The organism is Lactobacillus kullabergensis, assembly GCF_003151025.1.
In the GTDB taxonomy this organism is placed as follows: Bacteria; Bacillota; Bacilli; order Lactobacillales; family Lactobacillaceae; genus Lactobacillus; species Lactobacillus kullabergensis.
The window spans coordinates 1,929,011-1,941,716 of record NZ_CP029477.1 but is presented as its reverse complement, the minus strand read 5'-3'; the positions used below and the strand labels follow the sequence as shown (position 1 = coordinate 1,941,716).

Sequence of the window (12,706 nt, the reverse complement as noted above, 5' to 3'; positions counted from 1 at the left end):
AGCGATAAACTTGCTATAACTATTTGTAATAAAAAGACCTAATCAAATAGCATTTTAAGTTGAAAGGTTTTCAGAGGATAATAAAGAATAGGTTTTTTCTATTAATAATACAAAAGAGGAAAGAGATCGGAATGAATATTATCAAAAATCATTTTTTTGAAGGTGAAAGAATTCTTTTTGGACTAAAAGATTCACAGCTGGAAGGAATAACTTTTGGTGAAGGTGAGTCGCCGCTTAAGGAAGCCAGCAAAATTGATATCAAGGATTCTATCTTTAAATGGAAGTATCCATTATGGTACGACAAGGACATTAATGTGGATAATACTGTATTTGAAACTATGGCTCGCAGTGGTATTTGGTATACCAAAAATATTGCTGTTAAAAATTCGGCTTTGCAGGCTCCAAAATTATTTAGAAGAGCAGAAAAAATAGTCCTAGATCATGTTCATTTTGCTAATGCTGCAGAAACAATGTGGACCTGTAAAGATATTAGGATTACCAATAGCCAAGTTAACGGTGACTATTTTGGTAAAGACAGTCAAAACATCTATCTTGATCACGTTAGTATTATTGGTAATTATGCTTTTGATGGTGCCCAAAATGTTGAAGTACATCATTCCACTTTTATTTCTAAAGATGCCTTTTGGAACTGTGAAAATGTTACTGTGTATGATTCAATAATAGATGGTGAATATTTGGCGTGGAACGGACAAAATATCAAATTTATCAATTGTAAAATTGAAAGCGACCAGGGGCTTAATTATATCGACCATCTGGAATTGAAAAATACCAGCTTAATTCACACGGATTTAGCCTTTGAATACGTTTCTAATATTAATGCTACGGTTTCAAGCAAAATTGACAGTGTGAAAAATCCCATTTCTGGTAAAATTTATGCTCCTGCAATCGGTAAATTAATTTTGGATCCCCAAAAAATTACTCCTAGTGAAACTGAAATTGACTGTGCTAAAATTGATACAAAAGTTAATCATTCAGATGAAAACCAGAAACCGAAGGACTAAATATCATGAATAAATATGATTTTATTAATGCACCGGATAGAAGCAATACAGATTCAGTCAAATGGCATGTCAAAAAGGGCGATTTGCCGATGTCAATCGCTGATATGGATTTTAAAACAGCACCGGAAATTATTGCTGCAATGAAAAGGAAAGTTGATCTCGGTGTTTTTGGCTACGAGTGGCCTGAAGATGACTATTTTAAAGCAGTGGCGGACTGGTACGAAAAAGAACATGGTCATCGGCCTCAGCAGGAATGGCTGATTTTTACTACTGGGGTAGTACCCGCAATTTCTTCAATTGTACGGCGGGTTTCCCACATTGGCGATAACGTTTTAGTCCAAGCTCCCGTATATAATGTTTTCTACAATTCAATTGAAAATAATGGTCGACATGTTTTATCCAATGACTTGCAATTTGATGGTGAAAATTATGCAATCAACTGGGATGATCTCGAACAGAAATTAGCTTTACCTTTGACAACACTAATGATTTTTTGTAATCCGCATAATCCTATTGGTAAGGTATGGACTCAAAAAGAAGTGCAAAGAATTGCAGATTTATGCTATCAGCATCATGTAGTTCTTTTATCTGATGAAATTCATGGCGACTTGGTGCGCAAGGGCCCAGACTATACCCCAGCTTTTTCAGTGAATAATCCTGCACGCGAAAACGTTGTTTCATTAGTTTCACCTAGTAAAACTTTTAACGTTGCTGCACTACACGCAGCAACAGCGATTGTACCAAATAGTAATTTGCGCGCTATGGTTAATCGCGGTCTTAATAGCGATGAGGTAGCTGAACCAAATTTGCTAGCTATACCTGGAACAATTGCAGCATATGAACATGGTCACAATTGGCTAAAGGCGTTGATTAAGCAGCTAAATGTTAATTTCACTTATGCTGAAGAGTTCATCAATAAGAATCTTCCGCAAGTCAAAGTAGTTACAGGCGCAGCAACATACTTAATTTGGCTTGATGTAAGTCAAATTAGTAGCGACTCGCAAAAATTAGCGGAATACTTAGAAAAAACAACTGGTCTGGTTTTGTCACCGGGAAGCATTTATCGTGGAAATGGTCACGACTTTTTGCGTATGAATCTTGCTTGTCCCTTAACCATGGTCAAAGATGGCTTAGAACGATTAAAGGCGGGACTGACAGAATATTTGGCTTGAGAGCTTTAAAAAGACAACTATGGTAATTATCATAGTTGTTTTTTATTGCCTAAAAATTTTAAGCGTATCAAAAATATTTATAGTATTTTTTAATCCTTACAGATGTTAAAACTATATGTTTCTAAAAATCATATTGTTTCATGTGAAACTGGAAAAGTAACGAGCTAAATAGTTAAAGTAGGCAATCATGTAGTATTTCCCGGGAAATATTGCCAAATTGGTTAATACCTGGATAAATCGGTTAAAAGGATTTACTGTTCAGGTATAAAATATATCCTCAAACTCAGTCTATGCAGATATGAATTAACCAGCTTATATTGAAGTAAATTACTGGTGTTTTTAAAATTGAATATAATGCCAACAAAACTAAAAAAGTAGTTAATCAGGCCTAGTTTCTAAGTTACTGCAGTTGTGCCTTTCAAATTGACTGTGTATAGCTAGTCTTTCAATTTTTATAAAAATATATATGTGCACAAAGAAAAAGCCGCTTAAACTAATTGCAGTTATGGCGACTTTTAGCTTTTCAAAAAATACTTTTAACTAAGATTAAGGGCAATTTGTGAGATTAAGGTGTCCATAAAGTACATACCAAAGAAAACAAAAATTGCGACGATTAAAATCTTCCAGGATATTTTAGTCAGTTCTTTCAAACGGTGGGTAACTGATATTCCAGCAAATGCTAGAACAGAGGTTGTTAGTGACAAAAAGTCTACAGCATTGATAACGCGAACGCAGTAGGGACTAAGCAAACAAAAAATTAAAGAAACAATTGAAACCCAACCTAGAATAGGAAAGCCCTGAATGATTTTCCAAGGTACTTTTTTCATCAGCATACTAATAACTATGCCTAATAGCGAAAAAAGCCATAACATACCTAAACCAATGAATGTGTCAGTAGTAATTGGTGTGCTTTTGGGATTTCTAATTAATTTAACCCATTGAACAAATAATACTAAGCTAACACTAAGTAAAAGAATGACAGCATCTTTAAATAATTCATATAAATTGTTTTCTTTAGTCATGATCTGGATAAACTTCTTTCTTTTTGTCTAGTAGGCTGGTGATGTGTGTGTACATGAATCTTTGCAGAGGCACTGCCAGGAAGTACATGATATAAGTGCCAATAAAACTAGTTAGTAACTGACTGGCCGCGGCAAAGGACAAAATAGTGTCACTGTGTTTTGGTACCAAAGCTGCTAAAGACGATGAAGCTGCAGTCATCATTGAACTAGAACCAACACCAGCACTCATTGCAACAGCTTTATAGTTAAAGCCCATCCCTAGAAGAAGTGGAGCAAGGATTGAAAAGATAATTGAACCAAAAATGGTACCAATTAAATAAATTCCGAGTACGCCACGACCCTCAGGTGAATTTAGCGTGTATTTTTCACTAATATATGCTAGTTCACCTTCACGGCCTAAGCCTAACGTTGAACCTATAGCTTCTTCTCTTAAGCCAAGTAATAGTGCCACAGGTAAACCGAAGATAATCGTGCCTAAATTACCTAATTCGTGGACTAGAAAAACCCAACCAACAGAAATAATTTCGTTGATTTTAGGGGCCACATTCGCTCCATAACGTGCCATTAAAGGCAACATGATAAGAATCATGTATTTACCGGCAAATTTTACCCGTTTATCATTGTAAAGTTTTTTAATAGGCTTTGCCGGGATTAAATAAACTAAAATAGCAATAATTACCGCAAATACTAGAGGTAAGATAGAGATTTCAATTTTGCCGATTTTAAATACTTGGGTACTAATCATTTCAGAAACTGTATCTATTAACAACACTAAAATGATTAGCGGGCCGTATGCTTTTAAATATTTCATTTTATTTTGCCATCTTTTCTAATTCAGTTAAATATTCTTCTTTTGTTTTCTTATAGGTTTTTACCTGATCTAAGTTATTTGAAATCTTAAGAATACTGTTAAAGACAAATTCAGGAAAAATTGCTAGAACAAACTCAGGATCAACTAGGGTAAAGTCATCACCATGAATAGTTCCGTTCCAACCACCATAACCGATTTGGATGGTTGGTATTAAGAAACTGACATCCCCAATATCACCTGCCGCCATTGTGTAGCCCCGATTTTCGATTAAACCGGGAATTTTTTCATCTGCAGAGAAGACATCTTTCACAATAGCGCTCATACTTTTACTGGAGATCAAAGGTAAGTAGCCAACTTGCCTTTCGGACCTAACTGAGCCGCCAAGTGCTGCTGCACAGCCTTCTGCTGCTTGCTTAAAACGGTTCATTAATTTTTGAGCATTGTCTATGTCAAAAAATCTTAAGTCTGTCCCCATCTTAATGTGATCAGGAATTACGTTAATTGATTCATGATTTTCACCAACAATTACGGGATTAAATCTTATACGATTGGGATCCTTAATTTGCTGACGCTGCAGGGCTAAAGCGATATTAAATAATGTTGCTATGCTTTGAGCATTAATACCTGCATCTGGGGCGAAAGCCGCATGACTGGCCTTGCCATAAAAATCAAAATATTCAAAATTAAAGCCCGCGAGATCACAATTAATTTCGATAGTTCGTTCATCAAAATCTTCGCCTATCGCATGAACTGAAACACAATAGTCAATATCGTCAAAAATGCCGAGTTTAATAGCCTCTTGTTTGCCACCAAAGTAATCTATTTTTCCTGCTTCTTTTTGCTGTTTTCTCCAAGCAAGATCAACAAATTCTTCGGATGGAGTGAAAATAAATGCTAGATTAGCACCAAAATCTTCAAGCCGGTGATTGGTAATTATTTCATTCATAATTGCTAGTGCGGTAGTGATTTGTGTGTAATGACCACAAGCTTGAGCAGCACCAGTACTCGTATCTGCTACTTTGTGATTAGGCTGATAGAGTGAATCCATTTCAGCAATAATTCCAATGGTTTTTTGGCTACCATTAGTTAACGTTACTTTTAAACCTGTATTGAGATAATGTTCGACTTTTAACTCGGGACTAATTTTGTTAATTTCAGCTTCAATCTTGCTAGATGTTTTAAATTCTTTATAACCAAGTTCTGGATTATGAAGTAAAAAATCAGCAATTTCAGATAGTTTAGCGTAATATTTTAGAAAACTTGACATTAGATCCTCACTTTTGCTTTCTTATTATCGAATGTGACAATAATAAGAATAAAATAAAATTAAAAACTATGCAAGAACAAGAAGATTGGGTTGTATTATTAAAGTTCGTATTTTATATTTTTTCTAGCAAAATATGTTACTAGAAGGTAGGTATTAATATTTGGACGAAAAGAAAAAATAAATTATTGAAATTACTAAAAAAGCAGATAAATCACATTTTGATGATTTATCTGCACCCGAAATTATAGTTTAAAAGTTGTTTTTAAAACAGAAATAGTTAAGAGCTTTATCTGTAAAAGTAAAAAATATAAAATATATTGCAATACAAATTAAAAATATCAGAAGATTTCTACCACTAGCCCAAAATGGCGAACAATTCGGTAAAAATTTTTCAACCAAAATGCTGCTTATCATTATGGAGAAAAAGTTTGCCAAAAACTGATAAAGTTTAAAGTGTTTGGGCTTACTTCTTGATCTTTTTTGATTTGCTGTTAGTTTTTGTTTATTTGTTTCCATAATTACACTCTATTTTTAAAATATAAAAATTGCAACTGGACTTAAAGCTAAGGCAGTCACTTCTGAGATTGTCATTTTATTAATTTTAAATTAATCATTCCTTTGCTTTTTAATTTTTGTACCGGTACCTTTTAAATTATATAAAAATTTTAATCATAGACAAGTGATTAATTTAATATAAATATTATTTATCTTATGATAATTATATCAATATTTTATATACGATTAAGATAATGTATATTATAAATATTGAAAAAGCTGCTATCAGATCAAGCTAATATACAAATTAAAGTTAATAATTGAAATGCTTTTATAATAAAAACAATTACTAAATTACATATTATCATTTGACTGAATTGGTTTTTCAGTAGATAGTGGCAAAAGTTTTGTTTATAAATGCGGTTAGACTTAGTAATCGTCAGCTACTTGTTTGCTGAAAAGATAAAAATATATCAGTTAAAGAATTACAAATAATACAGACTTTTATCGTTGGATTAATGCACGCTAGTCAATTCTTGTTTCATGTGAAACATAATTTTAATATGGACGCTTCCTCGATATTTTGAGTAATACCCAGTTAGCGTAATGAAAATTAAAAATAGTCTGACTGATAATCGCTATTTCTAAATGACCTTTATTGAGACAATTACCATCGAATCCTGCTAAACAGTTTGAACATTGACCACGACCATGTGTAAATGATGCAATAATAAAGACTCCAGCTGAATATCAACAATATTTTTGCCCACTTTTTCAACAATGCTCAATGTTTCATGCTTCGTAGTTGAATTTGCAGAAATTTTGATATACCACAGAATCACCATAAATCAGATTCGTATACAGAGGAACGAACAACTTTTAAAATTGCATCATTTTCTGGTTAAAGTTTGGGCATAGGACATTCTTTTAAATCACTCTGCTTAGTTTAATAAATGCTCCTGCTTTCATTTATACTAATTCTTTAGTAAACAGGCCGATCTTTTCCCTGTGTATCTGGATCGGCAATTCCAATGCTATCATTATCATATAATTCAGGATTGCGCACAATTTTTAAAATTACGTCTGCAATGCTTTTGCGTGAACCTGAAACACCAATATAGGGTTCATTATGAGTAGTAATAGAATATTTGATTTCATTACGATCGTTGAGCCAGGGTAAACGTAAAGTAGTATAATGCAAGCCAGATCTTGCTAAAAGTTTATCCGAGCTAATGGCAGCCTGTAGTCCCGGCATAACAAATTGGTGATTCCACCGGCCAAATTCACCGTATACCCAGAATGTTAGCAAAAATTACACGTGAAACTTGGTTATCTTTCATTGCTTCGATTACATTTTTAGTGATGACATTATCCATAGTATGATCTACAACGACTACGAAAACCTTATCTTGTTTATACATAGCTTTATTGACAGTATGGTTGTTATTTAAATCAACTTCCATAATTTGGGCTTTGGATTCCAATGAACCTAAGCAATTTGGATTACGCAAACCCAGTGTTAAATTGATATCTTGGTAATTATTTTAAGAAAGTATGCGGTTTTCAACAATTCGAGCTATTTGACCATTAGCCGCTAAAATTAAGAAATTCATAATTACACCCCTTTTTGTAATTAATGTTCAGTATAGTGGGTTCGAGCAACTCTAAGTCAAATTTTTTAATAAATGTCGTTTAGTTTAGTTGAAAGTGAAATATAAAAAATAAGTGCTCTACCCTATCTTGGTGAAGTTGCTAAAAAGGAGATACTAATGAAAAAATTGGTTTATTAAAATTTGTTAAACCTGACGAAAATGAAATTCGAGAATTTGAACCAAATGAGCTGATAGCGATTTAGTACGATTATTTATCTAAGAAAAACGGGAATGCCACTTAAGGAAATTAAAAAGTATCTTTAACTAGCAGAGAATGGTATTGATACAGTTGAGCAGCGCAAGGAAATGTTTTTAAAACAGAAACAAAAAGTGATTAGCGAAAATATTGGCTGGAAAAGAAAAAGTGCAATAACTGCACTAAAGGTACATTATTACACATAATTTATATTATTTAAGTTTAAACAGAGTAGTTTGGGCAGGTTTGAAACAAAAGATTAACATTATTTTAATCATAATTATTTGCTTTTGACGGCAGCAGCATTAAGATAATAAACCAAATATCTCCAATGATTGGTACTATCATAATTAGAACCCACCAGCCAGAGCGATTGGTATCATGCAAACGGCGAAAACGCAAAGATAGCATTGCAATCCAGACAACGAAGGAAATAATGAGAGAACTAGTCTTAATACTCCAGTCGCCCCAATTATAAATATCATTAATTGAATGGCCTAATAGACCTTCAACTAAATGCATTAAAACAAAAGCTAATACCCAGTTAATAATTACTGGCCACCAATATTCAGACCGATTAGCAGTACCAGAAAAATTAAAGATATTCTGCCAGAATTTTTTATAAGATTTAAGCATTGAATTTTTCCTCCTGTTTATAGCTCATAAATTCATCATAGAACAAAGAAAGTAATAGAGCAAAGATAATGTATTTTTTGTGCATTAATAAGCAATATTTTTGTTTTATTATTATAAAAGCGGTATCTTGAAATTGAATTTATTGAAGGGAGAAAGTACAAATGGACAATAAATTATCAGACCCGTTAAAACGTTATCATCATGATGATTTTCCTAAGCAATCACAAGAATATCCTGGACTGCAAAGTAAAATGGATCCAGTACCTGCTGGAGACATGAATGACTATGAAGGCCACGGCTTATTAAAAGGTCGTCATGCCCTTATCACTGGAGGTGATTCCGGTATTGGTCGTTCTGTAGCAATTGGCTTTGCTAAAGAAGGAGCCGATGTCGCCATTCAGTATCTGCCAGAAGAAGAATCTGATGCTAAAGATACAGCTGAATTGATTAAAAAGGCTGGACGTAAAGCAGTTTTGCTGCCAGCTGATTTCCGTAAACGCGGCGAAGCAACAAAAGTTGTTGAAAAAGCTGTCAAAGAATTGGGCAGCTTAGAATTATTGGTAATGAACGCAGCTATCCAACAAAATGTTGATGGCATAGAGAATTTATCAATGGATCAAGTTCACGATACTTTTGAAGTTAATATCATCTCAATGTTTGAAATGGCTAAAGCGGCTGTACCGCATATGAAACCAGGCAGTGTAATTTTGACCTCGACTTCTTTAGAAGGGTTCAGTCCATCACCAATATTGCTTGATTATGCTGCTACAAAAGCAGCAATTGTCAGCTTTTCTATTAATTTGGCTCAAAGCCTTGCTCCTAAAGGAATTCGCGTTAACAGCGTTGCTCCTGGTCCGGTTTGGACACCTCTGCAAGTTTGTGGTGGTCAGCCAACCGATGCTCTTGCTACATTTGGTCAGCAAGTACTGTTGAAACGCGCAGGACAACCTGATGAAATAGCTCATGTTTATATTTTCTTGGCTTCAAACTTGGCAAGTTATGTGACAGGCCAAGTATATGGTGCCACAGGTGGACCAGCTATTAATTAAGGAATAATAAATAAAATTTAATTTCCGTTTTTGCTTCCGTGTATGCAAAAGCGGATTTTTTATGCAAAATTTGCTTTTTGGATAGGGCTTCAGTATATTAAATAATTAATTAGTATTTAATATCCAAAGAATAGGGGTGAAGAAATGAATAAAAGTATTTTTCAAAAAATAGCACTACTGTCGCAAAAAAATGCCAGGATTATCGCAGATGAGTGGCATTACGACGGACAATATGCTTTTTACGATATGAAAAATGATCAAGAAGATTATGATGAAATAATTTCTCCCAAAATGCGTAAAAATAACTACTTTCAGGTTTTGGATAATGATGACAACTTAGTTGCTTTCTTTTGTCTTGATCAAAATGACCAAAGAGAAGAGCAAGTTGAAATAGGATTAGGATTGGCTCCCAAATTGACTGGTCATGGTCTAGGCAGCGAATTTATAACTGTCATTGAAAATTTTGTCAAAGATAACTATGACTATAAAGTAATTGTTTTATCCGTTGCTGACTTTAATTTGCGTGCAATTAAGGTCTACCAAAGAGCTGGCTATGTCAAAAGAAATACTGAAATGGTACATTCAAATGGTGGCATCTATAAATTTGATATCATGTCAAAGACAATTTGAGTTAAGCTTTATAGATATTTGATGAAAGAATTGCAGGTGAAAATAATGGACAAAACATGGCGAAAAATGTCTGAAGCAGCGAAAAAAGTGCAAGGGTTCACTGCTATTGGTCCTCATATGGAAGCTGGTGGTGTCGCTACTGCTGTTCTAGCTGAATCAGGAAAAATTTATACGGGAGTTTGCGTTGACACAGCTTGCGGATTAGGTGTTTGTGCAGAATGCAGTGCTCTTTTTAATATGATTACCAATGGTGAAACCAGAATTAGCCGGATTTTAGCACTAATGGCAGATGGTAAAAATGGTGCGCCGTGTGGAGCTTGCCGCGAGTTTATTGTTCAACTAATGGAAAAAGATTACCAAAATGTTGAAGTGATGCTGGATTATGAAAGAGGGAAGGTCGCTACAATTGGTGAACTGACTCCAGAATGGTGGTTATAATGGACGAAAAAGTAAAACAATTCTGGTATAACTTTTGTCTTAAGCACAATTTGGCTATTGCTACTAAAGTTGATGCCTGGGCTTTTGGTTCTAATAAAGAAGATGCAGAAGAATTGGCTGAACTAGTTGACAAGGGAATCAAAACTGCCACAACTTCGGAATATGTACCGGGTGATGAAGATATGCCTAAAGTTGGCGATTGGAACATAATTCTCGATGGTCAAGGTAAACCCGTCTGTGTTGTCCAAGATAAAGTTGTAGAAATTATTCCGTATAATCAAATTTCTGCAGAGCATGCTTATCATGAAGGTGAAGGAGACCGTAGTTATCAGTACTGGCGCAAAGTTCATGATCAATTCTTTGAAGAAGAATTTAAAGCCAATGGTCAAAAATTTTATCCGCAGGCACCAATGGTATGTGAGATTTTTGAAAAAGTTGAATAATTTGTCTGTTGAAAAATTAAATAAATATGATATAGTTGAAACAATTTAGGAAATGAAGGTAATGCAAAAAATGGAGAATTAATTTCTGGTTTTATTAGTAAGCAAAAAAGTTTGATAACCAATGCTTTTATCATGCATTTTTGCCGATAATCAGAAATTAGTATTGTTCTCTATTAAGGTGGCGCTTTAATTTCACCGCTTTTTGTGCACTGCTAATCAAATTATGGGCAATTTGGTTATCAGTGCTTTTTCTTTAGCAAAAAGCAGGTGCTAGTATGGAATATATTAGAATAACTAACCTCAACGTTGAAAATCGTGACGAATCTTTATTTTATGCTCCACATTTGAATATTCAGGACAATCAAATAATTGGTTTAATCGGGGATAATGGTGTAGGTAAAACCACATTGATTAATACTATTGCCCAAATGCCCACAACTTTCAGAGTAACGGGACAAATACTGCGCCATTGTCGTATTGTTTTGGTACCACAGCTTTTAAATAACGATGAGCAAAGTGGTGGGGAAAAAGAAAAAGAAGCCATTACTCAGGCAATAATCAGATTGGGTCAAGCCAAAGATTCTTTGCTAATTCTGGATGAACCAACTTCTAATTTAGATATTGAGCAACAAAGATGGCTAATTAAAGCCTTAAGTAGTTTAAAACAACCAATTTTGATAATTAGTCATGATCAGTCTTTTTTACAGAAACTTGTTAATGTTATTTGGCACATTAAAGATCATCAAGTTCATGAATTTAATGGTTCATATAGTGAATATTGTCAATTTCTCATAGCTGAAGAAAAAAGAAAAAAGATAGAATACCATGAAAAACTAACTAAAATTAAAAAACTAAAGAAAGATCAAAGGCAGGCTGAAATAAAGTCTCAAAATGCTACCAAGAAAAAGAAAGATATGTCTTGGTCGGATTGGAAAATAAAAGACAGCGGCAAGATTGAGAAAAGGCTTAGCCGAATTAGTACTCAATTAAAAAAACGTATAACAAGCGAGGAAGCTGCGCTGGAAAAACCACAAGTCCATCATCCAATTACATTTAGTAACGTTAAAACAACAAACTTAGATCTATCACAAAAAAGTAGTTTGGTCAGATTAGGCATTCAAGATGTTGTCTTACACGGAAACAAATTGTTTAGTATAACAAAAGAATTGCAAATAAAAGGAAGAGAAAAAATTGCATTAACTGGCAAAAATGGTGTCGGAAAATCAGTTTTTTTAGCAAAATTATTTCATCAAAAACTTAACGCTTGGTTTAATCCGCAAGTAAAAATCGGTTATGTTAAACAGAATATTGCTCAAGAAGCTGCGGTAAGGGAGACATTGATAGAAACAATTTCTAAGATCAGTGTTTTTGATAAAACAACTACCATGCAACTTCTAGGTGATTTACGTTTAAGAAGATTTTTGAATAACCAAGTCTGTGATTTAAGTGGAGGCCAGCTAGTTTGTTATAAATTGGCAAAGGTGTTATTAGGTGAACACAACTTACTGATACTTGATGAGCCAGATAATTTTTTAGATATTTCAGCTATTAATGCTCTTGAAGAGTTCTTAAAAAATTATCCATTTGCTATTATCCTGGTATCTCATGATCAGAACTTGCTGAAAAATTTGAATTTTGCAACCTGGGAAATAAAAAATCATAAATTAATTAAAACCACTGATTTTTCGAGTCATAAGAATACCAATATTGATAATCGGATTAATTTGCTTCAATTTAAATTAGATAAACTAATTGCCGACCCCAATGCTTCATTTAAAGAGATAGAAAATATTTCCCGGGAAATAAATAATCTCAAAAATAAATAAAGTCTCTAAAGAGAACCAAGTTTTATTAATTAAGGAAGCAGAAGCAT

The 12,706-nt window shown here is 33.8% G+C and carries 12 protein-coding genes and 1 pseudogene; 7 read left to right on the top strand and 6 right to left on the bottom strand.

The features are described 5' to 3' along the window. The first annotated feature begins 131 nt into the window (after positions 1–131). Together DKL58_RS09130 and DKL58_RS09125 are read left to right on the top strand one after the other, a co-directional pair. Positions 132–1,022, top strand: a complete 891-nt coding sequence (locus DKL58_RS09130) for a DUF3737 family protein (RefSeq protein WP_109586914.1) — start codon at positions 132–134, stop codon at positions 1,020–1,022. A 5-nt stretch (positions 1,023–1,027) separates the two neighbouring features. Continuing rightward, positions 1,028–2,194: a MalY/PatB family protein gene (locus DKL58_RS09125; RefSeq protein ID WP_109586913.1), complete on the top strand. Its 1,167-nt coding sequence runs from the start codon at positions 1,028–1,030 to the stop codon at positions 2,192–2,194. A 536-nt stretch (positions 2,195–2,730) separates the two neighbouring features. Here the strand turns inward: DKL58_RS09125 and DKL58_RS09120 are convergent. The 6 genes and pseudogenes from DKL58_RS09120 to DKL58_RS09095 form a co-directional block, all read right to left on the bottom strand. Continuing rightward, positions 2,731–3,216: a hypothetical protein gene (locus tag DKL58_RS09120; RefSeq protein WP_045928807.1), complete on the bottom strand. Its 486-nt coding sequence runs from the start codon at positions 3,214–3,216 to the stop codon at positions 2,731–2,733. Beyond that, positions 3,209–4,027, bottom strand: coding sequence for a DUF3100 domain-containing protein (locus DKL58_RS09115; protein WP_034978475.1), 819 nt, complete (start codon positions 4,025–4,027; stop codon positions 3,209–3,211). The genes DKL58_RS09120 and DKL58_RS09115 overlap by 8 nt, the downstream gene beginning before the upstream one ends. Position 4,028: 1 nt before the next feature. Then, on the bottom strand, positions 4,029–5,294 hold the full coding sequence (locus tag DKL58_RS09110; RefSeq protein WP_109586912.1) for a M20/M25/M40 family metallo-hydrolase: 1,266 nt from the start codon (positions 5,292–5,294) through the stop codon (positions 4,029–4,031). Between the two features lie 1,178 nt (positions 5,295–6,472). After that, entirely contained in the window at positions 6,473–6,634 is a 162-nt protein-coding gene (locus DKL58_RS09545; protein ID WP_162542359.1) for a hypothetical protein, read from the bottom strand. A gap of 137 nt (positions 6,635–6,771) precedes the next feature. After that, a pseudogene (locus DKL58_RS09100) lies at positions 6,772–7,402 on the bottom strand (NAD(P)H-binding protein). Between the two features lie 505 nt (positions 7,403–7,907). Beyond that, a complete protein-coding gene (locus tag DKL58_RS09095; RefSeq protein ID WP_109586911.1) occupies positions 7,908–8,273 on the bottom strand; it encodes a DUF805 domain-containing protein in 366 nt (121 codons plus the stop codon). Positions 8,274–8,434: 161 nt separating this feature from the next. On the opposite strand from DKL58_RS09095, the gene DKL58_RS09090 reads away from it, so the two are divergent. From DKL58_RS09090 to DKL58_RS09070, 5 genes are all read left to right on the top strand, one after another. Further along, complete coding sequence (locus tag DKL58_RS09090) at positions 8,435–9,322, top strand: SDR family oxidoreductase (RefSeq protein ID WP_046332814.1); 888 nt, start codon at positions 8,435–8,437, stop codon at positions 9,320–9,322. Positions 9,323–9,466: 144 nt separating this feature from the next. Beyond that, positions 9,467–9,952, top strand: coding sequence for a GNAT family N-acetyltransferase (locus tag DKL58_RS09085; protein WP_109586910.1), 486 nt, complete (start codon positions 9,467–9,469; stop codon positions 9,950–9,952). Positions 9,953–9,997: 45 nt separating this feature from the next. Then, positions 9,998–10,390, top strand: coding sequence for a cytidine deaminase family protein (locus DKL58_RS09080; RefSeq protein WP_420812271.1), 393 nt, complete (start codon positions 9,998–10,000; stop codon positions 10,388–10,390). Continuing rightward, entirely contained in the window at positions 10,390–10,833 is a 444-nt protein-coding gene (locus DKL58_RS09075; RefSeq protein ID WP_109586908.1) for an ASCH domain-containing protein, read from the top strand. The genes DKL58_RS09080 and DKL58_RS09075 overlap by 1 nt, the downstream gene beginning before the upstream one ends. Positions 10,834–11,108: 275 nt before the next feature. After that, positions 11,109–12,659 carry an ATP-binding cassette domain-containing protein gene (locus tag DKL58_RS09070; protein WP_109586907.1) on the top strand — a complete coding sequence of 517 codons (1,551 nt, stop codon included), beginning with the start codon at positions 11,109–11,111 and terminating at the stop codon, positions 12,657–12,659. Positions 12,660–12,706 lie beyond the last annotated feature (47 nt).

What these genes read in the sequence shown, in the direction of transcription:
- DKL58_RS09095 (WP_109586911.1), bottom strand. Translation starts at nt 8,273, where the DNA reads ATGCTTAAATCTTATAAAAAATTCTGGCAGAATATCTTTAATTTTTCT.
- DKL58_RS09085 (WP_109586910.1), top strand. Translation starts at nt 9,467, where the DNA reads ATGAATAAAAGTATTTTTCAAAAAATAGCACTACTGTCGCAAAAAAAT.
- DKL58_RS09075 (WP_109586908.1), top strand. Translation starts at nt 10,390, where the DNA reads ATGGACGAAAAAGTAAAACAATTCTGGTATAACTTTTGTCTTAAGCAC.
- DKL58_RS09110 (WP_109586912.1), bottom strand. Translation starts at nt 5,294, where the DNA reads ATGTCAAGTTTTCTAAAATATTACGCTAAACTATCTGAAATTGCTGAT.
- DKL58_RS09125 (WP_109586913.1), top strand. Translation starts at nt 1,028, where the DNA reads ATGAATAAATATGATTTTATTAATGCACCGGATAGAAGCAATACAGAT.
- DKL58_RS09120 (WP_045928807.1), bottom strand. Translation starts at nt 3,216, where the DNA reads ATGACTAAAGAAAACAATTTATATGAATTATTTAAAGATGCTGTCATT.
- DKL58_RS09070 (WP_109586907.1), top strand. Translation starts at nt 11,109, where the DNA reads ATGGAATATATTAGAATAACTAACCTCAACGTTGAAAATCGTGACGAA.
- DKL58_RS09545 (WP_162542359.1), bottom strand. Translation starts at nt 6,634, where the DNA reads ATGGTGATTCTGTGGTATATCAAAATTTCTGCAAATTCAACTACGAAG.
- DKL58_RS09130 (WP_109586914.1), top strand. Translation starts at nt 132, where the DNA reads ATGAATATTATCAAAAATCATTTTTTTGAAGGTGAAAGAATTCTTTTT.
- DKL58_RS09115 (WP_034978475.1), bottom strand. Translation starts at nt 4,027, where the DNA reads ATGAAATATTTAAAAGCATACGGCCCGCTAATCATTTTAGTGTTGTTA.
- DKL58_RS09080 (WP_420812271.1), top strand. Translation starts at nt 9,998, where the DNA reads ATGGACAAAACATGGCGAAAAATGTCTGAAGCAGCGAAAAAAGTGCAA.
- DKL58_RS09090 (WP_046332814.1), top strand. Translation starts at nt 8,435, where the DNA reads ATGGACAATAAATTATCAGACCCGTTAAAACGTTATCATCATGATGAT.